Source organism: Mycobacterium sp. 852014-52450_SCH5900713 (assembly GCF_001667075.1).
GTDB lineage: Bacteria > Actinomycetota > Actinomycetes > Mycobacteriales > Mycobacteriaceae > Mycobacterium.
Map to the genome: position 1 here is coordinate 1 of NZ_LZIL01000016.1, position 26,805 is coordinate 26,805.

The 26,805-nt window shown below is 68.5% G+C and carries 27 protein-coding genes and 2 pseudogenes; 15 read left to right on the forward strand and 14 right to left on the reverse strand.

Annotated elements, in window-relative coordinates; all coding sequences use genetic code 11:
* Nucleotides 1–90 (reverse strand): annotated as a pseudogene (locus A5773_RS26430) (TetR/AcrR family transcriptional regulator); the annotation flags it as partial.
* Nucleotides 91–233: 143 nt separating this feature from the next.
* Between A5773_RS26430 and A5773_RS05455 the strand changes: the two are divergent.
* The 3 genes from A5773_RS05455 (at nt 234) to A5773_RS05465 (ending at nt 4,385) form a co-directional block, all read left to right on the forward strand.
* The gene (locus A5773_RS05455; RefSeq protein WP_067789878.1) at nt 234–869 is read left to right on the forward strand and encodes a TetR/AcrR family transcriptional regulator; all 636 of its coding nucleotides are present in this window, start codon (nt 234–236) and stop codon (nt 867–869) included.
* 91 nt (nt 870–960) lie between these two features.
* Nucleotides 961–2,760, forward strand: a complete 1,800-nt coding sequence (locus A5773_RS05460; protein WP_066949584.1) for an NAD(P)/FAD-dependent oxidoreductase — start codon at nt 961–963, stop codon at nt 2,758–2,760.
* On the forward strand, nt 2,757–4,385 hold the full coding sequence (locus A5773_RS05465) for an NAD(P)/FAD-dependent oxidoreductase (protein ID WP_067789881.1): 1,629 nt from the start codon (nt 2,757–2,759) through the stop codon (nt 4,383–4,385). Before A5773_RS05460 ends, A5773_RS05465 begins: the two co-directional genes overlap by 4 nt.
* Here A5773_RS05465 and A5773_RS25405 read toward each other — a convergent pair.
* The 6 genes from A5773_RS25405 to A5773_RS05505 form a co-directional block, all read right to left on the reverse strand.
* Nucleotides 4,266–5,426 carry a Zn-dependent alcohol dehydrogenase gene (locus A5773_RS25405; protein ID WP_156744734.1) on the reverse strand — a complete coding sequence of 387 codons (1,161 nt, stop codon included), beginning with the start codon at nt 5,424–5,426 and terminating at the stop codon, nt 4,266–4,268. The genes A5773_RS05465 and A5773_RS25405 overlap by 120 nt on opposite strands.
* 56 nt (nt 5,427–5,482) lie before the next feature.
* Nucleotides 5,483–6,880, reverse strand: coding sequence for a DUF2252 domain-containing protein (locus tag A5773_RS05485; RefSeq protein WP_067789891.1), 1,398 nt, complete (start codon nt 6,878–6,880; stop codon nt 5,483–5,485).
* 77 nt (nt 6,881–6,957) lie between these two features.
* Complete coding sequence (locus A5773_RS05490; RefSeq protein WP_082948103.1) at nt 6,958–7,797, reverse strand: SDR family oxidoreductase; 840 nt, start codon at nt 7,795–7,797, stop codon at nt 6,958–6,960.
* A 34-nt stretch (nt 7,798–7,831) separates the two neighbouring features.
* Nucleotides 7,832–9,124: a sodium:proton exchanger gene (locus A5773_RS05495; RefSeq protein ID WP_066949575.1), complete on the reverse strand. Its 1,293-nt coding sequence runs from the start codon at nt 9,122–9,124 to the stop codon at nt 7,832–7,834.
* Between the two features lie 261 nt (nt 9,125–9,385).
* A complete protein-coding gene (locus tag A5773_RS05500) occupies nt 9,386–10,204 on the reverse strand; it encodes an SDR family NAD(P)-dependent oxidoreductase (RefSeq protein ID WP_067789894.1) in 819 nt (272 codons plus the stop codon).
* Nucleotides 10,205–10,618, reverse strand: coding sequence for a nuclear transport factor 2 family protein (locus A5773_RS05505; protein WP_066949570.1), 414 nt, complete (start codon nt 10,616–10,618; stop codon nt 10,205–10,207).
* 179 nt (nt 10,619–10,797) lie between these two features.
* Between A5773_RS05505 and A5773_RS05510 the strand changes: the two genes are divergently transcribed.
* From A5773_RS05510 to A5773_RS05525, 4 genes are all read left to right on the forward strand, one after another.
* Nucleotides 10,798–11,661, forward strand: coding sequence for a helix-turn-helix domain-containing protein (locus tag A5773_RS05510; protein WP_066949567.1), 864 nt, complete (start codon nt 10,798–10,800; stop codon nt 11,659–11,661).
* 9 nt (nt 11,662–11,670) lie between these two features.
* On the forward strand, nt 11,671–12,600 hold the full coding sequence (locus A5773_RS26690) for a LysR family transcriptional regulator (protein WP_067789897.1): 930 nt from the start codon (nt 11,671–11,673) through the stop codon (nt 12,598–12,600).
* A gap of 111 nt (nt 12,601–12,711) precedes the next feature.
* On the forward strand, nt 12,712–14,100 hold the full coding sequence (locus A5773_RS05520) for an MmgE/PrpD family protein (RefSeq protein ID WP_082948105.1): 1,389 nt from the start codon (nt 12,712–12,714) through the stop codon (nt 14,098–14,100).
* 45 nt (nt 14,101–14,145) lie between these two features.
* On the forward strand, nt 14,146–14,910 hold the full coding sequence (locus A5773_RS05525; protein ID WP_066949558.1) for a DUF2127 domain-containing protein: 765 nt from the start codon (nt 14,146–14,148) through the stop codon (nt 14,908–14,910).
* Nucleotides 14,911–14,912: 2 nt separating this feature from the next.
* On the opposite strand, the gene A5773_RS05530 is transcribed toward A5773_RS05525, so the two are convergent.
* On the reverse strand, nt 14,913–15,527 hold the full coding sequence (locus A5773_RS05530) for a PaaI family thioesterase (RefSeq protein WP_066949555.1): 615 nt from the start codon (nt 15,525–15,527) through the stop codon (nt 14,913–14,915).
* Between the two features lie 41 nt (nt 15,528–15,568).
* Between A5773_RS05530 and A5773_RS05535 the strand changes: the two genes are divergently transcribed.
* From A5773_RS05535 to A5773_RS05540, 3 genes are read left to right on the forward strand one after another with little or no spacing between them, the layout of a single operon-like run.
* Nucleotides 15,569–16,420: an SDR family oxidoreductase gene (locus A5773_RS05535; RefSeq protein ID WP_066949552.1), complete on the forward strand. Its 852-nt coding sequence runs from the start codon at nt 15,569–15,571 to the stop codon at nt 16,418–16,420.
* 51 nt (nt 16,421–16,471) lie between these two features.
* Nucleotides 16,472–16,729, forward strand: coding sequence for a hypothetical protein (locus A5773_RS25410; RefSeq protein WP_082948104.1), 258 nt, complete (start codon nt 16,472–16,474; stop codon nt 16,727–16,729).
* Nucleotides 16,726–17,328 (forward strand): bifunctional 2-polyprenyl-6-hydroxyphenol methylase/3-demethylubiquinol 3-O-methyltransferase UbiG, encoded by a 603-nt coding sequence (locus A5773_RS05540; RefSeq protein ID WP_067789909.1) that lies wholly within the window; start codon nt 16,726–16,728, stop codon nt 17,326–17,328. The genes A5773_RS25410 and A5773_RS05540 overlap by 4 nt, the downstream gene beginning before the upstream one ends.
* On the opposite strand, the gene A5773_RS05545 is transcribed toward A5773_RS05540, so the two are convergent.
* Nucleotides 17,308–17,847 (reverse strand): CGNR zinc finger domain-containing protein, encoded by a 540-nt coding sequence (locus A5773_RS05545; protein ID WP_066949598.1) that lies wholly within the window; start codon nt 17,845–17,847, stop codon nt 17,308–17,310. The two genes, A5773_RS05540 and A5773_RS05545, sit on opposite strands and share 21 nt — an antisense overlap.
* A 149-nt stretch (nt 17,848–17,996) precedes the next feature.
* Here A5773_RS05545 and A5773_RS05550 point away from each other — a divergent pair, with 149 nt between their 5' ends.
* Together A5773_RS05550 and A5773_RS05555 are read left to right on the forward strand one after the other, a co-directional pair.
* A complete protein-coding gene (locus A5773_RS05550) occupies nt 17,997–18,692 on the forward strand; it encodes an SDR family oxidoreductase (protein ID WP_066949549.1) in 696 nt (231 codons plus the stop codon).
* 239 nt (nt 18,693–18,931) lie between these two features.
* On the forward strand, nt 18,932–19,393 hold the full coding sequence (locus tag A5773_RS05555; RefSeq protein ID WP_067789903.1) for an SRPBCC family protein: 462 nt from the start codon (nt 18,932–18,934) through the stop codon (nt 19,391–19,393).
* Between the two features lie 23 nt (nt 19,394–19,416).
* On the opposite strand, the gene A5773_RS05560 is transcribed toward A5773_RS05555, so the two are convergent.
* From A5773_RS05560 to A5773_RS05570, 3 genes are all read right to left on the reverse strand, one after another.
* Nucleotides 19,417–20,163, reverse strand: a complete 747-nt coding sequence (locus A5773_RS05560) for a methyltransferase domain-containing protein (protein WP_067266260.1) — start codon at nt 20,161–20,163, stop codon at nt 19,417–19,419.
* A 106-nt stretch (nt 20,164–20,269) separates the two neighbouring features.
* Nucleotides 20,270–21,646, reverse strand: a complete 1,377-nt coding sequence (locus A5773_RS05565) for an adenylate/guanylate cyclase domain-containing protein (protein WP_066949540.1) — start codon at nt 21,644–21,646, stop codon at nt 20,270–20,272.
* A 40-nt stretch (nt 21,647–21,686) separates the two neighbouring features.
* Nucleotides 21,687–22,280: a TetR/AcrR family transcriptional regulator gene (locus tag A5773_RS05570; RefSeq protein ID WP_066949537.1), complete on the reverse strand. Its 594-nt coding sequence runs from the start codon at nt 22,278–22,280 to the stop codon at nt 21,687–21,689.
* Between the two features lie 114 nt (nt 22,281–22,394).
* On the opposite strand from A5773_RS05570, the gene A5773_RS05575 reads away from it, so the two are divergent.
* Complete coding sequence (locus A5773_RS05575) at nt 22,395–23,324, forward strand: oxygenase MpaB family protein (protein WP_067266274.1); 930 nt, start codon at nt 22,395–22,397, stop codon at nt 23,322–23,324.
* Here A5773_RS05575 and A5773_RS05580 read toward each other — a convergent pair.
* Nucleotides 23,321–23,755 (reverse strand): SRPBCC family protein, encoded by a 435-nt coding sequence (locus A5773_RS05580; protein ID WP_067266263.1) that lies wholly within the window; start codon nt 23,753–23,755, stop codon nt 23,321–23,323. The two genes, A5773_RS05575 and A5773_RS05580, sit on opposite strands and share 4 nt — an antisense overlap.
* A 300-nt stretch (nt 23,756–24,055) precedes the next feature.
* Here A5773_RS05580 and A5773_RS05585 point away from each other — a divergent pair, with 300 nt between their 5' ends.
* Nucleotides 24,056–25,150: an AMP-binding protein gene (locus A5773_RS05585; protein ID WP_067789906.1), complete on the forward strand. Its 1,095-nt coding sequence runs from the start codon at nt 24,056–24,058 to the stop codon at nt 25,148–25,150.
* Nucleotides 25,151–25,185: 35 nt separating this feature from the next.
* Complete coding sequence (locus A5773_RS05590) at nt 25,186–26,553, forward strand: aldehyde dehydrogenase family protein (protein WP_067266277.1); 1,368 nt, start codon at nt 25,186–25,188, stop codon at nt 26,551–26,553.
* Nucleotides 26,554–26,640: 87 nt separating this feature from the next.
* Here A5773_RS05590 and A5773_RS05595 read toward each other — a convergent pair.
* Nucleotides 26,641–26,805, reverse strand: a pseudogene (locus A5773_RS05595) (cutinase family protein); the annotation flags it as partial.

Genomic DNA, 26,805 nt, shown 5'->3' on the forward strand with positions numbered 1-26,805 from the left:
GGCCACACACCGCATCGTGGCGACGATGATCCGCCGGCGGGTCTCCTCGCCGCTGGCGCCGACCGGGCGCCCACGCTGCGCCCGCGTCACCGTGCTCTCCCCACTCGCGCGTCCTGTCCGCCGGCTCTGGGTGCCCGACACGGTCGAATATAATCGAGTGATCGATTAGTTTGGGCTTCCGCGCGGAGGTGCGCAGTGTGTGATGGACGAACCTGCGGCGGGTTCCGCGCGGCATGAGCGTCGCGCAGTCGCAATTGGGCCGCCCGGTGGGCGCCGAGGGGGAGCAGACGCGTGCGCGGATCATCGTCGCCACGATGCGGTGTGTGGCCACGGTGGGGTACTCCCGCGCCACCATCCGTGAGATCGCCCGCACCGCGGACGTCACCAGTGCCAGCCTGTACAACTACTTTCCGAACAAGGCCGAGTTGATCAAGGCCGCGATCGCGGCGCGCACCGATGTCGCATTGCCTCGGCTGCGGGCGGCCGCCGCGGGTGCCGGGACCGCCATCGATCGCATCGAGGCGGTGCTCGACGAATCGGGCCGGCTCATGCGCGAGTACCCGGATCTCGCCGCCTTCGAGTGGGTGATCCGCGCCGAGGGGGTGGCCGACGTCGATGCGCGGGTCGCGGGTGGCGCGCGGTTTCAGGCATTCCGAGAGATCATCGAGGGCGTCGTCGATGACGCCTTTCGGCAGGGCGAGCTCGCGCACCGGCCGGATCGGGACAGCATCGTCGAAGCCGTCTACGCGCTCATCTACGGGTTGACCGAGCTGGCGGCCACGTCGCCACCACGGGGCTACCACGCCGCGCTGGACTCCGCCAAGAAAATGATCCGGGGAACGCTGTTCGCTCCGGGTGAGCCGGGATAGCCGCAGGCAGAAGACACGGGGCGGCCGACGCCGGCCTTGATACGATCAAGCGATTGATTATATAGTCGGGGCCACGAGAGGAAGCCTGGCCGTGACCGAAACCGCTGCCGTGACGTTCGACGTCGACGCGCTGCGACGCAAGTACGCCGAAGAGCGTGCGCGGCGATTGCGCCTGGACGGCATCGCGCAGTACGTGGAGATGGCGGGCGCGTTCGCCCACTTCGCCGAAGACCCCTGGGCCGATGGGCAGTTCGATCGCGACCCGTTGACCGACGAGGTGGACGTCGCGGTCATCGGCGCCGGCTTCGGTGGGCTGTTGACGGGGGTCCGGCTGCGCCAGCTCGGCGTGCAGAGTGTGCGGCTGATCGACCGGGCCGCCGACGTGGGCGGCACGTGGTACTGGAACCGGTATCCCGGCATCGCGTGCGACGTCGAGTCGTACGTGTACATGCCGCTGCTGGAGGAGCTCGGCTACGTTCCCACCGAGAAATACGCCAAGGGGCCGGAGATCTTCGCCCATTGCCAGCGCATCGCCCGGCACTACGACCTGTACCGCGACGCGTGCCTGCAGACCGATGTGCGTGAGATACGTTGGGCAGCAGACGAATCGCGGTGGATCATCCGTACCGACCGGGGCGATGAGATGCGGGCCCGGTTCGTGTCCATGGCCAACGGCTATCAGGCCAAGCCCAAGCTGCCCGGCATCGAGGGCCTCGGCGCGTTTCGCGGCCACGCGTTTCATACCAGCCGGTGGGACTACGCCTACACCGGCGAGCACCTCGAACGGCTTGCCGACAAGCGCGTGGGCATCATCGGTACCGGCGCGACGGCGATCCAGTGCGTCCCGCACCTCGCCCGGGCGGCGCAGCGGCTCTACGTCTTCCAGCGCACGCCGTCATCGGTGGACGTGCGGGCCAACCGCGCCACGGATGCGCAGTGGGCCAGCACATTACGGCCGGGTTGGCAGCGCGAACGCATCGAGAACTTCCAGATCCTGACGGCGGGTGGCCAGGCCGACGAGGACCTGGTCGCCGACGCCTGGACGAGCATCACGCGCAAGCTGCCGGTGATGCGTCATGACGGGGACGGCGCCGTGGACCCGGCGCAGCGCGGCCGCGACATCGAGATCGCGGACTTCGCGAAGATGGAGGAGATCCGGGCGCGGGTCGAGGGCATCGTCACCGATCCGGCCACCGCGGAAGCGCTCAAACCGTGGTACGGGTATTTCTGCAAGCGGCCCTGCTTCCACGACGAGTATTTGCAGACGTTCAACCGCGCGAACGTCACGCTGGTCGACACCCGCGGCCGCGGCGTGCAGCGCATCACCGAGTCGGGTGTGGTCGTCGACGGTGTGCCCTACGAGCTCGACTGCCTGATCTTCGCAACGGGTTTCGAGGTGGGCACCGACTACTGCCGGCGCACCGGTTTCGAGCTGATCGGCCGAGACGGAGTGCCGCTGACCGAGCACTGGCGCGACGGGGTGCGCACCTTTCAGGGCCTGTGTACGACGAACTTCCCGAATTGCTTCATCGAAAGCATCGCGCAGGCGGGCCTGACGGTGAACTTTCCCTATCTGCTGGACGTGCAGGCGACCCACGCGGCGTGGATCATCGCCTGGGCGCTCGAGCGCGGCGTCACCGAAGTCGAGGCGGCGCCCGCCGCCGAGTCCGACTGGGTCGACACCGTTGTCACCCGCTCGGCCGCGAGCGCCGAGCGCGCCCAGACCTGCACGCCCGGCTACTACAACCGGGAGGGGAAGGCGGACAATAAGACTCGGCAGGGCAGCTTCTTCTTCGGCGCACCCACGGAGTACGCCGACATGCTGCGCGCGTGGCGGGCCGGCGGTGGACTGGATGGCTACCTGATTCGCGGCGGCGAGGCCGGACCATGACCAGTCGGCAGGCCCGCTGGCGCTACGGTGTCGGCCGGTTGCGGGCGGCAACCCGGCGCCGGCGCCCACCGAAGGTGGCCATCATCGGCGCGGGCTTCGGTGGCCTCGGAGCCGCCGTCGCGCTACGCCGGGCCGGCATCGACGATTTGGTCATCATCGAGGGCGACGACGGTGTCGGCGGCACCTGGCGCCGCAACACCTATCCGGGCGCCGCGTGTGACGTGCAAAGCCACCTGTATTCGTTCTCGTTCGCCCCCAACAGATCCTGGAGCCGGACCTACGCACGGCAACCCGAGATCCTTGCCTACCTCGAATCCGTCGCCGACGACTTCGATCTGCGGCGCCACCTGATCTTACGGACTTACGTACGGCAGGCGAGATGGGACGAGGGCGGCCGGCAGTGGGAATTGCAGCTGCAGCAAGCGAATAGCGATACCGTTACCACGTTGCGTGCCGATGTGGTGGTCAGCGCTGTCGGCCTGTTCGGTGCTCCCAGACTGCCAGACATCGAGGGCCTCACCGGCTACCGCGGCCACTTGATGCACACATCGGCGTGGGATCCGGGGGTGGACCTGTCCGGCCGGAAAGTCGCGGTGATCGGCACCGGCGCCAGCGCAGTGCAGGTGGTGCCCGAACTCGCTCGGATCGCCACCGGTGTGACCGTGTTTCAGCGAACGCCCCCATGGATGGTGCCCAAGGACGACCGTGCGTTCAGTGCTCGGGAGCTGGCGAGGTTTCGCCGACAGCCGTGGGCGGCTCGCAGGGAACGGTGGCGAATCTGGAAGCAGTTCCACGACTTCGCCGGAAACGCCGTCGAAGACCCACAGGTGGCAAATCGATCACGGGTCGCGTCATCGTTCTTGGAGCGCACCGTTGCCGACGAGCGGCTACGCCGCGCGCTGACGCCCGACTATCCATTCCGCTGCAAGCGGGTGCTACTCGGCGACGACTACTATCTGGCGCTGCAGAAGGACCACGTCGATCTGGTGGCCGAACCGATCGCGCGAGTCACCGAGACGTCGGTCGAGACCGTCAGCGGCGAATCGGTGGACGCCGACGCCATCGTGTGCGCCACCGGGTTCCAGACCAGCCGCTACCTCGCCGGCATCGAGGTGATCGGACGAGGCGGTCAAAGCCTGCACGAGCGCTGGGGCGACGACCCGTGCGCCTACCTGGGCGTCGCGGTCAGCGGTTTCCCGAATTTCTTCATGCTCTACGGCCCCAACACCAACCAGGGTGGCAACTCGATTGTCTACATCCTGGAGGCCGCCGCGCGTCTGGTTGCCAGTGCGGTCAGCCGGGTGGCGCGCAAGGGCGGCTATGTCGATGTCCGTCCGGAAGCCGAAAAGCGCTACAACGACCAGCTTTCCGCGGACCTGGAGCACACCATCTGGACCCGGTGTGACAGCTACTTTCGCTCGCCCACCGGTCGCATCGTCACCCAGTGGCCCTACACCGAGCTGGAGTACGCCCGCCGGACCTGGCGGCTCCGGTCGCGGGACTGGCTACTGGCCCAGGCCGAAGTCGATGACGCCGCGGATCAGGAGGCCGGCGGTCAGGTCGGCGTAGGCGTCGTTGATGTCGTCGAGCCGGTAGCGTTCGGTGATCATCTCGTCGAGGAGTAGCCGACCCGACTCGTACAGCGTGGCGAGCAGCGCGATGTCGCTCTTGGGATTGCACGAGCCGAACACCGTGCCGCACAACGTCTTGTTCATCAGGATGAAATCCTGCAGGGCGACGGCGATCGAGGCCGTAGCGGGCGCCGGGAGCCCGGTCAGCACGCACGTGCCGCCCTTGCGGGTGAGCGCCAGTGCCGTCCCGACATCGGCCTCGCCGATCGTGGTGGGGGAGACCACGACCGCATCCGCCATCACGCCGCGGGTCAGGTCGCGCACCAGCTCGAGCGCGTCGGTCGCCGTCGCGGCGACGTGGGTCGCGCCGAAGGTCACTGCGGAGGTGCGCTTGAAGTCGCTCACGTCGACCGCGACGATCCGCGCGGCGCCGCTGATGCGGGCGCCCTGAACGGCCGCGGTGCCGATCCCGCCGGCGCCGATCACCACCACCGTGTCGCCACCCCGCACCCCGGCACGCCGGGCGGCCGACCCGTACCCGGTGGGCACCGCGCACGCCAGCAGCGCGGCGGGCACCAGCGGAAAGTCCGGGTCGATCTTGACCAGCGAATTCGCCGCCACGACAGTGTGTTCGGCGAATGCGCCGATCTTGGACACGTGGCCGAGGTCTCGCCCGTCGACGGTGTGATGGCGAAAGGTGCCGTCCGTCGGCATGCCCGGCGCCAGGGTCCCCGACCCCGTGTCGCACAGATACTCCATCCCCGAGGCGCACCAGCGGCACTGCCCGCAGACCGCGACGAAGGATGTCACCACGTGGTCGCCCGGCGCGAACCCGGCGACGCCCGGCCCCACGTCGACAACCACACCAGAGCCCTCGTGCCCGCCGATCGTCGGCGACATGGCGGGTAATCCCAAGGCACGCAACGTCTCCGGCGGCGCGGCCAGCTTCCCCTGCCGGATGTGTTCGTCGGAGTGGCAGAGCCCGCAGGCAGCCAGCCGCACCAGCACCTCGCCCGCCTTCGGCGGATCCAGCTCGAATTCCTCGACGGTCCAGGGACGGCCGTAGTCGTAGAGGATGGCCGCGCGGCTTAGCATCGACTCGTGCCGCCTTTCTGCCGGAGTGTTCGAGTGGGTCCGCGCCGGGCAAGTCGCTACCGGGCGGGGTCCGCCGCGACCTCGATGTCGCCGGCCGCGGCCGCGGCCTTCAACTGGTGGAAATCATCGAGCGACTTGTCGGCGTAGGCGTAGCACCATTCGGCCACCGCGGATTGCACGATCTCGCCAGAGCCGACGTATCCGCGCAGCAACGAGGCGTTCGCACTCTGGGAATGGGCCCGGGCCAACAGCACCGCGCAGGCGGCGACGTAGTCGCTGAACGTGGCGGCCGCCATGCCCTCGGTCTCGATCGTGCCCTTCATGTCGTGGAATTGCCGGACGTAGTAGTCGCGGCCGTCCTTGCGGGTCGGCCCGAGAAACACGTCCGACATCGCCTGCAGAATGCGCTGCCCGTCGACGACGCGCATGCCCTGGCCCTTGGCCTCGATGGCGGCCGCCAACATGCGCGGTTGAGGCCAGCCGCCGTATTCGTCGAGCACTGACCGGGTCGCCTCCTTGATCTGCAGGATGAGCGGTGTGCCGTTGGGGCCCACCAGGATGACCAGGAAGCACCGGGTGCCGACGCTGCCGACGCCGACCACCCGCAGCGCCACGTCCGTGACGCGAAAGTGTGACAGCAGCAGCGCGATGTCGGCGGGAACGGTGGCCAGGTACTCCTGAATCGACTCCACCAGAACGGCTTCGGCGTCCTCGTCGAGGTGCTGCAGGACCGGTGGCGCCTCGCGCAGGCGCGGCGTCCCGTCGGCGCCGACCTCGGTGAGCTGCCTGAAGAGCCGCGCCGATGTCCGGCTGCGAGCCCGGGATGTCGTCTTTTGAATCACGCCGAGCAGGCCCTTGGATACCGTCCCGGCGTGGCGTTCCGGCTCCACACGAAGGTAGTAGCGGTCCAGGACGTCCATCGCGAGCATGGACTGCAGGCTGGACTGGTAGCCGGCCAGCGCCTGCCCGACGCAGCGGCGGATGGCCTTTGCGGGATAGCCCGCATGGCGCCCGCCGACGATCGCGCTGGTGATCAGGCGCTTAACGTCCCATTCGGCCGGGGCGACGGCTGCCTCGTCGAAGTCGTTCAGGTCGAACACTATTGAGCGATGCGGCGCCGCGTACATGCCGAAGTTGGACACGTGAGCGTCGCCGCAACACATCACTTCGATCCCGCTCGAGGGGCTGGCGCCCAGGTCGGCGGCCATCACCGCGGCCGAGCCGCGGTAAAAGGAGAACGGGTCGGCGAGCATCCGGGCGAACCGCAGCGGGACGAGTTCTGGTACCCGATCGGCATTTTGAGCCACCAGGATTTCGGTGGCCGACTTTTCGGACGGGGTCAGCTGTGCGAGCGTGCGCCGTGGCACGGTCTTGCGCAGCGCGCGGCCGCGCGCCTCGTCCTGGTCCGGAACCTCGAGATCGATCAGGCGTTCACGCAGCACCGGTTGTGGCATCCGCTCAGCATAGGTAGCGCGGCCGCGCCGGCGGCGGGCTTTGCCGCTGAAACGAGTTGGTGTCGGGGGATCCGGTGTCAACCGGTGGCGGCGGCCACCCGGGCCCGCTCGATCATCGAGGCGACCACGCCTCCGTCGTTGAGGATGTCGGTACCGGTCAGGTAGCCCGCCCTATCGCTGGCGCAGAACGCGAGCAACTCGGCCATCTCCTCGGGCTTGCCCCACCGCGGGACCGCGGCGTTGGTGACAAGCGCGCCGGCGCCGGCCTGCTCCTCGAGCCGGCCCATCTCGGTGTCGACCGACCCCGGCGAGACAGAGACGATGCGCAATCCACGCGCATTGAATCTCTCGGCCTGCGACTGGCTGTACCACTTCACAAAGCTCTTGCTGACGGCGTAGGCGAGGCCGGACCGCGCCTCCTCGGGCGCGATGTTGCAGGTCGTCATCATGGCCCCCATGAAGGCGTCGGCGTCCTGCAGCGCCAGCGGGAATTGGTCCACCGGAACCATTTCCGCCGGGAGCAGGTGAGCCGCCATCGACGCCACGTTGACGATCACGGCGCCCTCGCCGGCCGCCGCGTAAAACGCCTCGTTGACGTTGAGCGTGCCGAGGGCGTTCGTCCGCATGACGTAGTCGGCAGGGCCCATGCTCGGGCTCACTCCCGCGGTGTGGATGACCGACGCGAGCGTCCCGAAGCCCTTCGCCGTTTCGAGCAGGCCGGCGACCGCACCCGAGTCGGTGACGTCACAGTCGACGGCCGTTGCGGTCATCCCGAGCTCGTCCAGGGTTGTGGCCGCAGCCTTCAGCCGGTCCTGCCGGACGTCGCAGAGGACCACCGCATGGTCGCGGCCGACGATCTTGGCGGTGGCCTGGCCCATGCCGCCCGCCCCGCCCGTGATCACCGACACTCGATTCATACGTGGACGGTATACGGCGAGCGTTCGTCGGCGATCAAGGGTCCGGCACGGGATGGTGGGGGTGACCGCTGTGCCGGATGGCCTTCCCGTAGAACGGCGCCCGGACGGTGGCCGCCAGGTGACGGCGGTATCGGATCAGCGCGACGACGGCCACCGCGGTGTAGACGCCGCAGAGCAGCAGCCGGCCGTGCGTCGAGGCGATGGGGAATTGCACGACGAACAGGCCCAGCAGGGTGCATGCGGCGGCGCGCTGGAAGCGCAGCGCCAACAACAGCGCCACTCCCATCATGGTTTGGGTGGCCGTGAGCAGCACTTCCTCCACCTGACGGGGATCGAGCTGGAGCGAGAACCCGCCCCCGCCCAGCAGGTGGGCGATCGGCAGCGACCCGATCAGCAGCGTCCACTGGTTGACCTTGGAGGAGATCAGGGTGGCGATGGCCGCCGTGCCCTTGCCCCGGGCGGCGAAGATGGTCGCCACGATGAACTCGGGGGCCTCGGAGGCAAGCGGGGCAAGCCACTGGACCAGCAGGAACTTGTCGATGCCCAGCTCGGTGCCCGCGGCGACCAAGTTGTCGGCGAACGGTTTGGCGCACAGCAGAATCACCGCGCCGGACGCCAGGAAGAGGCTGACAACGACGATGCGCCGACCGCGATCGGGTAGCTCGCCCAGGGCGGCCGCGGTCCCGATCAGGTCGGGCTCCTCCACGTCCCCGTGGCTGACCTTGTAGAGGTAGAAGCCGAACCATGCCAGCAGCGCCAACCCCAGCCCGAAGTGAATTTGGCCGCTCGCCGGTATCGCGAACGCGATGATGCCGGCGATCAACAAGAATCCGAGTTCGACGCGGTTGGTCGGTTGCAGCGCCAGGCCGGTGGCCTTGCCGGAGCCGGCCTTGCGCGCCACCAGGATGCTGACCAACACCACGACGGGCCAACCGAGACCCATCAGCAGCCGGTTGGACCCGGTCATGTTGGCGGCCGCGTATTGCGTGTAGTCCGGGTTGTGGCCGGACACATACGCGTAATACAGGTCGACGGCGTACTCGGGCAGCACCGCGATGAGCGCCAATACCGCCGTTGCCAGCCCACCGGAGACATCGATCTGCGCGGCTTCGGCTGCCCAGGCCAGCAGGAAGCTGGCCGACACCACCGCGGCCCCGAAGATCAGCAGCGCGACGATCGGGTCGGGGCGCAGGCCGGCGAGTCGCGTCACCACCGCCGGGACGACGAATGCCGTGGTGATCAGTGCCGAACGCGCCAGGGTGCGACGCCGCGAGCGTTCTGCCGTCGCGACCGCGGTCGCGGGCCTGTCTGTGGCGAGCATCGTCATCCTTCGATATGGAGGGGTGGCGACTGAGGCGGCTACTCCGGATGGGGCAGCCGTGCCGAACGATTACCCAAGTTACCCGCGAAGCACGTCGCCAGCAACGTCGCTGCTCGGCTTAGCGCCCCCGTATCGGAGGATATCTTTGCTGGATAACGGGCCGTAGCGGGAAAGTTAGGGTGTCCTGATCCCGAAGTTTGGCAAACCCTTTTGGCGCACAAATCGCCGCTACGCAGTACGACGCCTTGCGAGCCGGGGAGGTTCCCGCTACTTGTCCGGGCCCATGGCCGCGGCCGCGGCTTGGGCGAACAGTTCGACGGCTTGGTTGCGGGTTAGCGACGCCAGCATTTGCTCGGCGGCGCGCATCATGTCGCCGACCATCAGGGTCGGCCCGTTTCCGAGGTTCTCGAACGCCTCCGCGATGACGTCGGCCACGGCGGCCGCGCCCGGCGGCACCTCGCCGAGCGAACCGATCTGGCCGCGGCTGTGCTCGAGTTGCCGCAACGCGGGCGTGTCGGTCTTGCCCAGGATGAGGCCGAGGACGTCGACGCCCTTGTCGTGCAGCTCGGCCCAGAGTGCCTCGGCGAAGACCATGTCGAACGCCTTCGAGGCGCCGTAGGCGACCATGTTGGCCCCGCCTGCCAGGCCGGCGCCGGACCCGAAGAGCACGATCCCGCCGCGGCGCCGCTCGACCATCCCGGCCGCGAAGTGGTGGCACAGCTGCATCGGCACCATGCAGTTGCGTTGCACCATCGCCTCGGCGGCTTCGACCGGATTGGCCAGGAACGGCTCGAAGTTCGGGTCCGCGCCGGCGCAGTACACCAGGAGGCCCACCTCCAGGTCGCTGGTCGCCGCGGCGCCGGCCGCCGCCGCACCCGGTTCGACGAGATCAATGGCGAGGGTCCGCGTTGACGCCGCCGTATCCCGCTCGATCTGGGCCGCGACTTCGTCGAGGACGGCCTGCCGGCGGGCGATCAGCACCACATTGATGCCCCGCTCGGCGAGCCCGCGCGCGAACGCCGCGCCCACCCCGTCCGAGGCGCCGGCCACCAGCGCCCACGGCCCGTACTTGGTTGCGAACGTCATCTAGGACCCCCCGACCGTCGTCAGCCGTACCTGGGTGTAGCGCCGGCGGGCGATCCGCCAGCCGTCCGCGGTGCGCACGATCTCGTCGTCGTAGAAACCGATCGCATTGACACCAGAGTTGTTGTCGCCGGCCATGATCAGCCCGTCGATATAGGTCCGCGCCGTGGCCCGGTCGCCGTCGACCGTGATGGCCTGGTTGGTCAAGCGGTGCAGCGTGTGCCCGGCCAGCGCGTGCACCCGCTCCATGAAATCCGCGACGGCGTCGACTCCGGTCCACGACCCGATCTCGCCGTAATCGAGCTCGCAATCCGTGGTGAACACGGTCCGAAACAGCGGCCAGTCGCGCCGGTCTATCCCGGTGGCGTAGCGCACCAGCAGCTCCGAGATGTCTTGGCGGTCACCACGTTCGGTCATGGCAGGTCTCCGTTCGGGTAAACCGCGATCCGCCGCGGGTCGCCCCTTAACGCCACCGCACGCAATGCGCTACTCTCTCGGATAGTCGAAGAAAAACCTCGAAAATATTCATCTCACTCTAAATCGTGTGGCAGAGGAGTCAAGCCATTCGCGGATCGACGTCTGCGCCGACCGCCCGGGTGCTCGACGTGGTCGAGCTCCTGGCCCGGTCCGGGAATGCGCGGCTGCGGTTCTCCGACATCGTGCGCGAGCTCGGGCTCACCCAGGCGACCGCACACGCGATTCTGAAGACGCTGTGCGACCGGGGATGGGCCAGCCGCGATCCGGTCGCCAAGACGTTCACCCTCGGCCCGGCGTTGGCCGTCGTGGCCGCGCGGACGGACACCGCCCGGCCGCTCGCGCACGCGGCCCGTGCCGCGGCACTGCGGTTGTCCCGCGACGTCGGCCACGCCTGCTCGGTGGTCGAGCGTTTCGGAGATTCGTTGGTGGTCACCGCTTTTGAGGGCGAGCCCGCCACCCAGCCGTCCGGGATTCCGGGCGATCGGATTCCGTATGCCCCGCCCTTCGGGGTAGCGCTCGCCGCGTGGGACGACGAGGAGCAACAACGCGCGTGGATCCGCCGCGGTGCGGGCAACAATCCCGATCGCACCCGGCGGCTCGAACAGGTGCTGGAGCACACGCGCGAGCGCGGCTTCGACGTCGACTGGACGACGCCCGCACTGGCCCAGGCGGTGCAGGTGGTCGGCACACTCGACAGCGACGAGATGCCCACGCCGGTGCGGCGCATCTTGGATCAGTTGCTCGTCGAGTTCACCACCATCGGCTTCCTCTCCGACGACAACCCCGGGCGGCGCAAGCAACCCGTGGTGACCATCGCCGCACCGGTTTTCGAGGAAGGACACGTTGCGCTGATGGTGGCCGTCCATCCGCTGTGCCCGCTCTCGGCGCGGCAGATCAGGGTCATCGGCAAACGCCTGACCGACGAAACGACGGCGATCACTCTGCCTCCGCCGCGACCGGCCGCGGTCGACCGCGCCGTCTAGGCTCGGCGTATGGAACTGCGGCAGTTGCGCTACTTCGTGGCCGTCGCAGAGGAGTTGCACTTCGGCCGCGCCGCGCAACGCGTGCACATCTCCGGACCGGCCCTGTCGCAACAGATCATCTCGCTGGAGCGGGAACTGGGCGCCGACCTGTTCGTGCGGGACCGGCGGAGTGTTCGGCTGACCGAGGCCGGGCGGACCTTCCTTCCGGATGCGCGCCGAATCCTGTCTCTGGCCGACGATGCCAAGCGCCGGCTGCGGCAGGCGGCCGCGCGCAGCACGCCAGTGCGCCTGGGTTACGTCAGCTGGCTGCCCGAGGACGTCACCACGATGGTCGGGCCCGCGGCGGACGTGCGCCTCGACGAATGGGTGTTGCCCTCGCACACGCAGGCCGACCGCGCGGCCGAGGGCACCCTCGACATTGCGCTGGCATGGGTCACCGCCGGCCAGGTCGAGGAGCGCGGCCTTGCGGCGCATCTGCTGCGGACCGAGCCGCTGCATGCGGTCATTCCCGGCATCAGTTCGTCCGAACCCGTTGCCGCACAAAGGGTCAGCGTACTCATCGACGCAGACGAGTCGGCGTGGTCGTCGTGGAACCGGTACGCCAGGGAGTTCGCCGGCCACGCGGGCGCCCGCGTCGTCCACATCGACGACGGCGGCATCACCGGCGACGCGTTCTACGCGCACGTGCGCAGGGTCGGCGTGCCCGTGCTCGCCTCACCCAAGCGCCACACCGCGGCGGTGCCGCCCAGCCTGGGTCAGCGTCCCGTCGCCGAACCGGTACCGCTGTGGACGTGGTCGCTGCTGCACCGCCGCGATGACGACCGCGCCAGCGTGCGCGGCGCCGTGGAAGCGCTGTTGGCGGTCGCGCGTACCCGCGATTGGCCGGCCCCTCCCGCCGGCCGGTGGTGGGCGCCGGCCGACGACCCCCACCTGCGGTGAGAAGTCCCACCGAGCACTGGTAGGAGAACGGTCCTGGACGCCGGGCCGGCGCTGCGCTTCAGTGAAAGTAAGCAGTCCGGAAGGCGAAAAAGCATGGCAGAGAACTACGTTGTGGATGACCTGGCCGGCTTCGTCGTAGGCGCGGAGTGGGCCGATCTGACCGGACGTCCGCGCGCGCTGATGAAACGCAATGTGCTCGACAGCATCGCCTGCGCCGTCGGCTCCCTGGACGGGGAGCTCGTCGCGACGATTCGCGAACACACCGACCAGTTCAGCGGCGTGCCCACCGCGACTTTGGTGGGCGGCGGACGGGCGTCGGTGGACCAGGCCGCATTCTTCAACGCGGTGCTGGTGCGCTACCCCGACCTGCAGGACACCTACCTGACGGTCGGGGGGTTGTGTCATCCCGCCGACAACTTCGGCGCCGTCCTGGCCGTCGCCGAGCACACGGGCGCCAGCGGGGCGGACTTCCTGCTGGCACTGGCGGTCGCCTACGAGGTGCAGTGCCGGTTCAGCGCCCAGGTACCGGTCATGGCTCGCGGGCTCAATCACGCGCTACAGCTGTCGATGTCGGTGGCGGCAGGCGCGGCGAAGCTGCTCGGTCTCAGCGTCGAGGAGACCGCCAACGCCATCTCCGCCGCAGCGGCCGACAACGTGTCGCTGGCGACGGTGCACGCCGAGCCGGTCTCGAACTGGAAGGGCATCTCGCCGGCCATCACCGGCATGCGCGCGGTGTACGCGACCATGCTGGCCGCCCGCGGCGTCACCGGACCCAGGTCGCTGTTCGAGGGCCCGCATGGCCTGGTGCAACTTTTCGACCAGGCCATCGATCTCGCGACCACCGACCGGCGGCTCAACTGCGTCGAACAGACCTACCTCAAGCAGTACTGCTCCCTCATCCACGGGCAGGTGGTCATCGACGCGGTCTTGGCCCTGCGCGCCGAGAACGACCTGCACGGCGAGGACGTCGCCCGGGTGACGCTCGAGGTGTTCCAGGGCGCGTACGACTTCGCCGGCGGGGGAGCCTACGGCGCGAAGGACGATCCACGCACCAAGGAGCAGGCAGACTACAACCTCAAATACCTCAGCGCGGTGGCACTTCTCGACGGCGGGGTGGGCCCCGAACAGCTGGAAACCGAGCGGGTTTCGCGCGCCGACGTGCGGGACCTGTTGACGCGTGTCGACGTCAAACCGGCCGCCGACCTGACCGCCGACTATCCTCGACGGACGGCGGCCCGGGTGCACCTGGTGACCCGCGACGGCCGGGAATTCGACCGCGAGCAAGCCGATTACGAGGGATCCCCGACCCGGCCGATGTCCTGGGAACGCGTGGCGGACAAGTTCGGATGGCTGGCCGAGCCGTTCTGTGACGACGCGCTGCGCGCCGACATCGTCGCGGCCGTCGACCGCCTCGACGAGATCCCCGTCGCCGAACTCACCGGCCTCCTGGGCGCGGCGAGCCCCACCGCCCAACGGCCGCGCACCAAGCCCCGGTTCTGACGCGCCCTCTTGCGTGACCCGCAGTAGGCAGTGCGATGATCGGCCATGCGCAAAGATCAGGGCGGCAATCGGTGGGAGTTGGTCACCTGTGCGGTCGCGGGCCACGCCACCTACGCGCCCGACGAGGAGGACCTGGCCGCGCGCCTGAGCGGCAGCACCGGACTGGGCGAGGTCTGGCGCTGCCTGCGCTGCGGTGAATTCACCGTGGGGAATCCGCACGGGCGGGGACGTGCCGAGGACGCCCCGATGATTATGCGCGGCAAGGCTTTACGCCAGGCCATCATCATCCGGACACTCGCGGTGGAACGCCTGTTCCGGGCGGTGGTGATCGCGCTCGCCGCGTACGCGGTGTGGAAGTTTCGGGGTGCGCGGGGCGCCATCCAGGCCACCCTCGACCGTGACCTGCCGATCTTCCGTGCGGCCGGGTTCAAGGTCGATCAGATGACCATCGTGCACGAGCTGGAAAAGGCGCTGGCCGCCAAGCCTTCCACCCTGGTTTTGCTGACCATGATGCTGGCCGCCTACGCGCTGCTGGAGGTCGTCGAGGGCGTCGGCCTGTGGTTGCTGAAGCGCTGGGGCGAGTACTTCGCGGTGATAGCCACCTCGGTGTTCTTGCCGTTGGAGATTCACGACCTCGCCAAGGGCATCACGATGACCCGGCTGGTCACCTTCACGATCAACGTGGCCGCCGTGATCTACTTGCTGTTCTCGAAACGCCTGTTCGGCTTGCGCGGCGGCCGCGAGGCCTATGACGAGGAACGACGCGGCGAGCAGCTGCTCGATGTGGAGCAGGCCGCCGCCAAAGCCTGACGTCAGGCCGTCGACTGCCGGGGGTGAATGAATATGCCTTCCGCTTCGACGGTGACGCCATCCTCATCGGCCAGGTGGCCGACGGCGAACGTCTTGACGCCCTCGGTGCGCTCGACATGCGCCTGCACCCGCAGCGGCCGCTCCAGCTCGGTTCGGCGCCGGTAGCGCAGGGTCAGGGTGCCGGTGTAGGCGGGCCTGCCGGGCCGGTGCGCGGTCGCGCCGAGCACATGGTCGAGCACCAACGCGCAGATGCCGCCGTGAACGTGGCCGGGGGGTCCCTCGTAGGCCGCGCCCAGGGTGAATTCCGACCACACCACGCCGTCCGGCTCGTGGTGGACCACCAACGGCGGTGCCACCGGGTTGCGCATCCCGACCACCGCGTTGCCCCACGCAACGGTCTGGCCGTCGGACAGGTAGTGCACGCCGACGGGCCCCGGCTGCGCCGCCTCGCCCAATTCGGCTGCGGCCGCGTCGATCTTGGCCTGGGCCGCCGTCACCGCCGCTGGTTCCGCCTCGGTGCGGATGCTGATGTCGATGAGCCGGCGGATGGACTCGGCAAGCGGCGCGTAGACGGACTCGAGCCGGCCGAGGTCGATGCAGGGCGTTTGGTCATGCATCTCGGCAACCTAACAGCACGGCTGCTGGTAAGAACTGAGCGATGGGCACTTATGCGGTCACCGGATCGGCTTCCGGGATGGGCCACGAGACCGTGCAGCGGCTCAAGGCCGACGGGCACACCGTGATCGGCGTCGACATCAAGGACGCCGATATCGTCGCCGACCTGTCCACGCCGCTCGGTCGCAAGCGGGCCGCCGACGGCGTGCTGGCGGCCGCGGACGGCAAGCTCGACGGTGCGGTGCTGGCCGCGGGCCTGGGGCCCAGCCCCGGTCGAGAACGCCTGCGCCAGATCGGCCAGGTCAACTATTTCGGCGTCGTCGAGCCGCTCGTCGCGTGGCGGCCGGCGCTGGCCGCGGCCGAAAGCGCGAAAGTGGTCGTCGTGGGGAGCAACTCGTCGACCACCGTGCCTCTCGTGCCGCGCCGGACGGTGAAGGCGCTGCTCGCCCATGACGCCGATAAGGCGCTGCGGTCGGTGCGGCCGTTCGGTCCGGCCGCGCCGACGATGATGTATGCGGCGTCGAAGATCGCCGTAAGCCGCTGGGTGCGGCGACACGCGGTGCTGCCGGAATGGGCGGGCTCGGGTGTGCGCGTGAATGCCCTGGCGCCGGGGGCCGTCATGACGCCGTTGCTGCAGGAACAGCTTGCGACGCCCCGGCAGGCCAAGGCCGTGCGGTCCTTCCCGGTGCCGCTCGGTGGCTTCGGCCAGGCCGGCCACATGGCCGACTGGATGTGTTTCATGCTGTCGGAGTCCGCCGAATTTCTCTGCGGCAGCGTAATTTTCGTCGACGGCGGCACCGACGCGTATTTCCGTGCCGACGATTGGCCGAAAGCGCCGCCGGCACACGGGTTGCCGGGATACCTGCGACGGTTCAGACGTTCGGGGAGTGTGTGACAAACAGCCGGCGCGCCGACGGGTGTGCGTCGCACCACAACGCGGCTTTTCATGGCGTTCACCCCGGCGCGGCGCATCCGTAAACCGGCCGCGGTGGAATTCAATGATTCGGCACACAGGCCGAACAGACGAAGGATCGAAACCGTGGCAACACTGCCGTCCTGGATCAGCCAGAGCCCTGCCAACTTCGGCATGGTGACGCCCATCAAGGCGCGCGCCTGCGACGCGTGGCAGGCGGTGCGCAGAAGCGCGCCGCGGCGGGCACGCACCGGCGTGACGCTCATGCAGAGGGGCATCGAGCGCTGCTGACGGGCGCACACGACTACTGGAACCACAACGCCGCGTATCACGGCTGGCTGGTCGAATTCGCGGCGCGCCACGGCGGCGATGTCCTGGATGTGGGGTGCGGTGAGGGGCTGCTGGCCCAGCGGCTGGCCGCGGTGTCGCGCAGCGTCGTCGGCATCGATGCGGACCCGTCCGCAGTCCGGCGGGCCGGGAATCGACTGAAGACCGCAAGCAACGTGTCGGTGCGGCTGGCCGGCTTCGAAGAGTTTCAGGCGCAACGACATTCGTTCGATCTCATCACATTCGTGGCGAGCCTGCACCACCTGCCACTGCGTGAGACACTAGACAAAGTGCGCGAAATGCTCAGACCGGCAGGAGAACTCGCCGTCGTCGGTCTGTCGGCCAACAAGACCATCGGCGACTGGGCGTGGGCGGCCCTGTGCACACCGGTGGCGCGCGCCGGGTCGTTGCTGCATCGGGAGACACGCGACATCGGCGTGGCCGTCGCCGATCCCCGGGAAAGTCTGCACGAAATCCGCCGCGTAACCGCGGACGTGCTACCGGGAGCGGTCATTCGGCGGGGCCTGTACCACCGATACCGCCTACTGTGGCGAAACCGCTGAGCCGGTGAAACGCTCACGCTCACGGCGGCGGGCCCGCGAAGCGCGCAGGTTCGCCGCGTTGCCACACGTCTTGACGTCGTGCCACACCCCGCTGTTGTTCTTGGAGCGGTCGTAGAACGTCGACCCGCAGCGGTGGTTGTGGCATTGCTTGATACGCCGCCAGGTATCGGCCTGCTGACTGAGCAGAATCTCGGCCCACAGCGCCGCGGCGAGCCAGCGCCAGCCGGTGCCGCTGGGCTCCAGCCGCACCTCACCGGCGTCGGTGACTACGAGAGCGGCGGGGACGGCGCTTCGGCCACTGGGTGCCTCGCCGGCCACCAGTGCATCGATCCTGGCCCTCAAGGTGCGCAGCTTGGCCAGGTCCGCGGCGTCCAGTGTGGGCACCGGCACATCGATGCCGCGGGCGGCCGACCAGGCGTGCACCGCATCCGCTACCCATTCGTCCGCGAGCGCGGTGTCCGCAAGCAGGTCCGGGCCGTACGCCCCGATTCCCCTCGTGTTGAGGAAGTCCTGAACCAGGCCCAGGCCTCCCGGTGCCGCGGTGATGCCGTACCGCTGTGACGCAGACCATGAAATAGACATACCTAAAACATACTTGACTATGTCGACACCGGCAACTACGGTGACAGAATCAAAATCGATATACCTACGTCCAAGGAGTGCGGGTCATGGTCAACGTCAAGGGGTCGACGGTCGTGGTCACCGGCGGACAGCGCGGGCTCGGCAAGACCGTCGTGGACGAGTTGTTGCGGCGGGGGGCGGCGAAGGTGTACGCCACGGCGCGGGCGCCCAAGCCGAGCGCGGATCCGCGGGTGGTCAGTGTCGAGTTGGACGTCACCAAGCCGGAGTCGGTTGCGGCCCTGGCCGTTTCGGCTCCGGATGCCGAGATCGTGATCAACAACGCGGGTGTCCTGGGCGCGCGGAAGCTGCTCGAGAGCGACATCGAGGAAGTGCGCGCGGTGTTCGAGACGAACTACTTCGGCGCGCTGCGTGTCGCGAAGGCGTTCGCGCCGATCCTGGCCGGCAACGGCGGCGGGGCCCTGGTCGACATCGCCTCGATCTTGTCCTGGATGCCCGGCTCGGGTGGGTACGGGGACTCCAAGGCGGCGCTGTGGTCGGCGACGAATTCGTTGCGGATCGAACTTGAGAAGCAGGGCACCCTGGTCGTCGCCGCGCACCTCAGCTTCACCGACACCGAGATGACCGCCGGGTTCGACGCCCCCAAGAACGACCCGCGCGAGGTGGCGCGCTCGATCGTCGACGGTATCGAACACGACGACACCGAGGTGTTGGCAGACGACGACACCCGCTACGTCAAGGCGACGCTGTCCGGGCCGGTCGAGGCGCTGCCGCGGATGCCGTGAGCATGAGGGTCTGCCCGAAGGCAGATCCCCGTCTTAAGACGGTGGGTCAATCAGGCCCTTGCGGATGGCCTCGCCCAAAAATGGGCTTGCTGCACTTCGGGCAGACCACCGGGGTGACCCGGCATCACCACGGTCGCACGCGCCGCCCGGCGTTTCGACGGGCGAAGGTCCCGGATGCATCGGCCGAAGGTCACATTCACGCCGTGCCCCGCTGACGGTCCGCGTGTTTGGATAGCGACATGCCCGACATGGAAATCGAAGGCGTCGTGAGCGCCACACGCGTCATCGCGGCCAACGCCGCGCGAATTTTCGAACTGATCGCCGATCCCGCCCGCCAGCCGAGCTGGGATGGGAACAGCAATCTCGCCTCGGCCGCCCCGGGTCAGCGGGTCCGTGCGGTCGGCGACGTGTTCAAGACGACGCTGACGAACGGCGCCGTGCGGGAGAACCACGTCGTGGAATTCGTCGAGGGCAGCAAAATCGCTTGGTGCCCAGCCGAACCCAGGAAGCAGCCGCCCGGTCACCTCTGGCGTTGGGAGCTCAGCCCGGTGAACGCCGAGCTCACCACGGTGACGCACACCTACGATTGGACGGCACTGGCCGACCCGACCCGCCTCGAGCGCGCCCGCGCGACGACGCCGGACATGCTGCGCGAGTCCATGGACCGGCTTGCCGTGGTCGCGCAATCCCCCGACACGTGAGGTAACGCGAAAGCGCGCCGGACTCAGCCGTTCTTGCCGCGCACCCACTGAACCGTGCCGAGGTTTTTCACCCGCACGCTGACGAACCCGCGGTCTTCCAGAATGTCGGCGATCTCGTCGTCGTCGAAGACATGCGCCCCCATGTTCGGCAGCCTCTGGAAGAGCCGGGCGGCCGGACCGACGGTGGGAACCATGACGGCGAGCCTCCCGCCCGGTCGCAGCACCCGCGCCATCTCGGCAAGGGCCGCCGCCGGATCCGGAACAAGTTGCAACACTGCCGTCGAGATGACCGCGTCAACCGTGTCGTCGCGCAGCGGAAGTCGTTGTGCGTCAGCCTTGATGAAGCCGACGTGTGGCCCCCCTTCGTTGCGAACGGCGCGGGCGAGCATGGCCTCGGAGATGTCGATCCCCAGGGCCAGTCCGTCCGGACCGGCCGCGCGTGCCAGGGAGGCGGTGACGTTGCCAGGTCCTGAGCCGACGTCCAGCGCGATGCCGCCCGGCGGGATGTTCAACCACTCGAGGGGCGTCTGCCACGCGGCGATCAGCCGCCGCGACAGGGCCTGAGCGTTGTCGTAGAGCATCGACCCGATCGGTGACGCCCACGCGGCCTGGATCGGCCCGGTGTTTTTCGCGACGCGTTCGTCCTCGTCGGATCCGCCGCCGAGCAGATCGAGATAGCCCTTGCTCACGTCGGGATCCGCCGGCGGATCCGCGAGTAGATCGAGCGCTCGCCGCAACGCGGGAGGCAGCGAGACGTGCACGTCAGTCATGCCTACTCCTTTGACCAAAAACCAAGCTGTGCGCCGAAACTCGCGCGGAAATCCGGGAGCCCGAGTCCGTTGTGCCCGATGGCAGCTTACGCCGAGCCGCGGCGGCTCACCGCCGGACGATCGCGTGCTCGCGCACCAGGGAGTACAGCCGCCAGTGGCCCGGCACGCCCTTGAGCGCCGTCTCGCCGCGGTCGCCGAAGCGGTGTCGCGACCCGGTGACGATGTCGCGCAGCGTGGAGGACACCAGCACTTCGCTGGGGCCGGCGAGTGCGGCCACCCGCGCGCCGATGTGGACGGCCATGCCGGCGACGTCTGTGCCGCGCACCTCCACTTCGCCCGCGTGAATGCCCACCCGCACCTCGATGCCCAGCACGCGGACCGCGTCGACGATGGCGTCGGCGCAGGCGATCGCGGCGCTCGGGCTGCTGAATGTGGCGACGAATCCGTCGCCGGCCGTGTTGACTTCGCGCCCGGCGAACCGCTGCAGCTCGTGGCGCACCAGGGTGTCGTGATTGTCGAGCAGGTCGCGCCAGCGGTGGTCGCCGAGCAGGGCGGCGCGCTCGGTGGAGCCGACGATGTCGGTGAAGACGATCGTGGTGAGCAGGCGCTCGGTATCGGAGCCGCCGCGCACGCCGGTGATGAACTCCTCGATCTCGTCGAGGAGGGGCGCGGTATCGCCCACCCAGTACAGGGTGTCCTCGCCCGAGCACTCGACGAGCCGTGCCCCGGGAATGTGCTCGGCGAGATACCGCGCGTGCGCGACGGGGCTGAAGCCGGGATTGTCGCGATGCAGGATCAGCGTCGGCACGGCGACGCGGGGCAGCCGGTCGCGAACGTCGCCTTCCCTGACCTTGTTGATGAACGCGCGGGCCATGCTGGGCGACGCGGCGCGGTTTCCGGCCATGTCCCACCACGCACGAAACGCGTCGTCGCCCGCCGCGGAGGGCGCGATGATGCCGAGCATGTCGAAACCCTGGTCGACGGCGTCCGGCTCCATCCCGACCGTCGTGAAGCGGTCGGCATCGTCGAGGTCACTCCCGATGGGGTAATCGGGACCCCGCAGGGTGCGGGCCGCGCCGTTGGCAATGACGAGGCTGTTCACCCGGTCGGAATGGTCGGCCGCGAGCACGACGCCGGCCAACGACGTGAAACCCGGGGCGAAAACGGTCGCACGCTCGCATCCCACCGCGTTCATGACCGCGATCGCGTCCTGTGCCCAGGACTCCGGGCCGAGCATGTCCAGGGACGGCACCCGCGAGGACAGGCCGATGCCGCGCTGGTCGAACCGAATCACCCGGCAAAACGATGCGAGCCGGCGGTGAAAGCGGTACATCGACGGCTCGAGGTCGACGCAGTCGATTGGGATTAACGGGCCCGGCAGCACGAGCAGGTCGATCGGGCCATCGCCGAAGACCTGATAGGCGATGTCGATCTCGCCGCAACTTGCGTACCGGGTCCGCGGAGCCGCAGAACTCCCAGCCACGCATCCAGGCTAGTGCAGGTCACCGACAAGCAGGAACGGGTCAACCGCGGATGATCGGCACCAGATAGCGGGCGGCGTACTCGCGGACGGCCGTGGGGTCGGACGTGTCGAGCCGGTCGGTGGGAAACACGATGATGCCCAGGGCGACGCGAAGCAGGATGTCGGCGATGTTGGTCAGGTCGCGCTCGGGCATGTCGGCCCCGCACCGACGCAGGGTGTGCGCGATCCCGTCGGCGAACTGATTGATGGGGAAGGCATGCGAGCGGGAGAACATCCCCAACAGCTCCGGTTCGCTGTCCGCGATCCGGGAGTACAGCGGAGAATCGTGGACCAGGCGCACCCCGAGGGCGAACGCCTCGATCACGGCCTGCTGCGGGTCGCAGCCCGTCGCGGCCCGGTCCAGTGTGGTGAAGAACGATTCGGCCTCACGCCGCACCACGTGCCCGAACAGGTCGTCCTTAGTGGGGAAGCGCCGGTAGATGGTGCTCCGACTGACCCCGGCACGCGCGGCGATGTCCTCGATGTTGGCCCGGCGCACGCCGTAGGTCTCGAACACGGTGCGCGCGGTGTCCAGGATGGTGCGGTCGAGGTCGGTCTGTTCGCCGAGATTGCTGGCAAGGCTGTGGTTCTGCACGGATTACGCCCCTCACGGCAGTCTCGGCGCGACAACGCTCGTTTGACACAAAGATACGCATTTGTTTCACTGCTTCACAACGGGGTGTGCGCGTTTGGGGGCGAGGAGATTCGGATGACAGCGCAGTGGGCCGGCCAGGATTTCGACACCGGTGTTCGGGAGGCGCTGCCCATGCCGGTCGACGGGCCGGACGACTTCGCGCGGCTGGGTCCCGAGTCTTTGATCTGGAAGTTCTACGGGGACAACCGCACCCAGTTCTTCGGGTTCCAACGCACCGCCGGGGTCGAGAACTGCATCGAGCAGCTCGCCCAGGGCGTGCTCGACCACTCGGTCGTCTTCAGCGACACGTTGGGCCGGGCCAAGCGGACCGCGCCGCCGCTGATGAAGACCGTCTACTCCGATCAACCGCGCGAGTGGGGCCGCAAGGTCCGGGACTTTCACAAGTCGATCAAGGGCACCATCAGTGACGGCTCGAGGTATCACGCGCTGAATCCGGAGCTCTTCTACTGGGCGCACGCCAGCTTCGTCGATCAGGTCATCTACAACACCGACACGTTCATCCGCCGGCTGTCCCGTGCGGAGAAGGAGCAGATCTTCGACGAGGGCAGGGTCTGGTACGCCCTCTACGGGGTCAGCGACCGCGGCCAGCCGCAGACCTACGACGAGTTCCTCGCCTACTGGGACGAGATGCTCGAGCGGTTCGTCCCGCATAAGACCGTCCTGTACGGCACCGGCTACATCAGGAAGGGCATTCCGGGCCCGCGCTGGATGCCCAAGCCGATCTGGCGGGTGTTGTCCGCGCCGCTCAACGCCTACACCCGGCTGGTCTTGGTCGGGACCATGCCGCCGCAGATGCGCGAAGTATGCCAGTTGGAGTGGAACCCGAAGAAGGAGAAGCGTTTTCAGCGCTTCGCCGCCGCCATGCGGGCGCTCAATCCACTGATCAACCGGCTGCCCGTGGGGGCGATCTACACTCCGTGGGCGGCCAGGGCGTGGCGGCGCTCGGGCGTCGATCCGCGCCGGCTACACAACCGCGCGGCTTAGCAGCGGCGTTCGGCGGCGGTGATGCCGCCTTTGAGGAGCTCGTCGATGACTTTCTTGAACACCGGCAGCATCAGCCGGTCAACACCGGGGATCTTCAGCGTCGACCGTAGATGCCAGCTGACCTCGGTCCCCATGCCGGCCTCGCGCAGCTGGATCGTGCCGATGTGATTGCGGGTCGGTGCGCCTGAGATCATCTTGTACGCGTAGCGGGTGGGTCGCTCATACTCGATGACCTCCTCGACGAACGGCGGACCGATCGCCACCAGACGTCTGATCGCGCCGACACCGTTTGGTGCCGGGGTTCCCTCGCGATCGAGCGTGCTGCGCCGGATTGCCCACACGTAGTCCGCGATCCCGCGGTGGTCGGTCATGGCGTCGAACACGGTCTCGATCGGCGCCGTCGAGGCCCGGGTGAGGGTGAACTCGATCATTCGCGCTCCATGCTGTCGATACGCCCTGGCGGCATCCGGTTGTTCATCATCATCATCATCCGTCCCCTTTCGCTGCAGAGAACATAGCCCTGTGGCCGACAGCTCATCGAGGCCGCATAATGCCAACGCTATGTGAGGTTCTCGGGTATCAGCCGACTCGACGGCTACCGAGATGAACCCCATGCATGCCCGGCCGCGAAAGTTAACAACGGGTACACGGCGCCGAAATTCCATGCGAAGTAAGCCAATACGGCGACGGGCGCTTGGCGAGCGGGTGAGGATGGGCCAGGATCTCTTGATATGGCCGATATCGACTTCTCGTTGTTGGACGTTCCGAGATCGGAACCGGTCGACGATCCCGAGGCCTATCTGCGCGCGGCGATCGCCTGGCACTTCGGTGAAGACACCGGTTCGGCGTTCTGGTTGCGGACCGCCGCGACGCTGGACTTCGACCCGATGGCCGACGTCAACACCTTCGCCGATCTGAAAATGTTTCCCAACCTCGTCAACGAATTGCGCGGCGTGCCGGTGGAGGACCTCATCCCGCGCGGCTACGGAACGCCGCCCCCGGTGCCCCAGATATTCGAGTCCGGCGGCACCACCGGTGCCCCGAAACGGACTGTGCAGCTGCCGGATTGGGTCGCGCAGGTGGTGCAATGGCAGACCCAGGACTTCGCCGCCGGCGGGTTTCGCCGCGGCGAAGGCTTCCTGTGCCTCATGCCCAGCGGACCGCACGGGGTGGGATATTTCTCGCGGCTGGTCTCCGAGCGGCTCGGCGCGACGTTCCACGCGATCGACATCGATCCCCGATGGGTGAAGAAGATCGCCGCCCGCGGCGCCGCCTCCGAAGTCGCCGCCTATGTCGACCACGTCGTCGAGCAGGCCGTGTTCGTGCTGGGGACGCAGAACGTCGCGAACCTGCACACCACCCCGCCGCTGCTCGAGGCCCTGGCCCGGGACGATCGGCTGGTCGACCTGCTGAACGACAAGATCCGCTACCTGTTGCTCAGTGGCGCGCACGTGGACGCCGACACCCTCGACCTGCTCCGCGGCATCTTCCCGGAAACGACGATCACCATGGCCTTCGGCAGCACGATGGTGCTATCCCAGGCGGTCACCCGAACGGCCGACGGCGACGTGTTCGTATTCGACCCTCGCGCACCGTACGTCGTGTTCTGGGTGGTCGATCCCGACACCGGAGAACGGGTGCCCTACGGCCAGGCCGGTCAGGTGGTGATGAACCACATCAGCAAGGGCATGTTCATCCCGAACAACTTGGAGCGCGATCTGGCGGTCCGGATGCCCGGTCCGGCGGGCGAGCTCAGCGACTCGGTCAGCGAGGTGCGGCCGGTGGACACCTTCGAGGGCGAGGCCGTCATCGAAGGCGTGTACTGAACGTGACCGACGAACGTACCGGCACCGCAACCGATTTGGCGGCGATCGATGCACTCGGCCCCGACGGGGAGTACCGGACCCGCCGTCGGGAGGTCATCTTCAGCACCGCCGGCGCCGCGGTCGCCGAGTTGAGCCTCGTGCCGCCGCTGTATGTTTCGCGGACCTTGGCCGCGCAACGCAAGGTGGCGCCGCTGCCGGTCGAGCAGCGCGCGGCGGCGCTGTCGCAAGCCGCCGGCATCTTCGCCGACGGGGTCGTCGCCGGCCTCGACTTCGAGGCGTACGTCCGGCTGGCCAGCCGGATCTCGGGGTTGCCCATCGCGGTGACCCGCGCCGGGGCGCGCAGCGTCGCCGACGCCGTCAGCGGCGCATTCGACGCGGTCGGCCCGGCCCGGCCGGTGGGCGCGGCACTCGATCGGCGCGAGGAATGCGCCAGGCGCGGTGGCGCGGTGTGGGTGCGGCGGGGGGAGGTCTTCGCCGTGCACGCGGCCGGAAACGGCCCGGGCGTGCACGGCCTGTGGCCGCAGGCACTGGCGCTCGGCTACCGGGTCGCGGTGCGCCCGTCCCGCCGCGAGCCGCTGACGGCGCACCGGTTGGTAACCGCCTTGCGGCGGGCGGGTTTTCGCCCGGAGGACGCCGTCTACCTGCCCACCGACCATGCCGGCGCCGACGAGATCATCCGCTCGGCCGACCTCGCCATGGTGTACGGCGGCCAGCAGGTCGTCGACAAGTACGCCGAGGACCCGGCGGTCATCGTGAACGGCCCGGGGCGCAGCAAGATCCTCATCACCGCCGACCACGACTGGCGCGATCACGTCGATGTGATCGTCGACTCGATCGCCAACCTCGGGGGCATGGCCTGCGTCAACACCACCGCCGTGCTCTACCAGGGTGACCCCGGCCCGCTGGCGCGTGCGATCGCGCGGCGGCTGGCGGCCATCGAGCCGCTGCCCACCGACGACGAGCGTGCGCTGCTGCCCACCCAGCCCCTCGATCAGGCTCGGGCGCTGGCGGATTACCTGGCGGCCAAGGCCAGCGGATCGACGCCGCTGCTGGGCGCCGATCAGGTGGTCGCCGACCTCGGCGACGGCTACGCGGCGCTGCGTCCGGCCGTACACCTGCTGCCCGCGCCCGCGGCGGACGCGCTCAACGTCGAGCTGCCCTTTCCCTGCGTATGGGTATCGCCATGGTCGCCCGGTGCGGGCGTGGACCCGTTGCGGCATTCGTTGGTCGTGACCGCGATGACCGATGACGAGCGCCTGATCGACGATCTGCTCGCCGAACCGACGATCGCCAACGTGTATGCCGGGCCCCACCCGACGTGGCACGCGGCGCCGGGCATCCCGCACGGGTTCCTGGCGGACGCCCTGATGCGCAACAAGGGCTTTATCCAGTACGGCGGCTGACGCCCACCTCAAGCCCGGCCGGCGGCGGGCACCAGAACCCGCGCCGGCCGGCTTGTCCGTCGAGCGACGAACTCAACAGCTGATCGCTCAGCTTCCGAAGCCACCCCTGCCGCTCGCGACCGTCGAGGCTCCAGCGGTTCCCGCGTCGAGGTGGCTGGAGGCGAAGGCGACGCCTTTGTCGATCATGGCGCCGTCGTCGGCGTAGGTGTTGTGGGCGGCGAAGTTCATGCCGTCGGAGCAGACCGGGTCTTC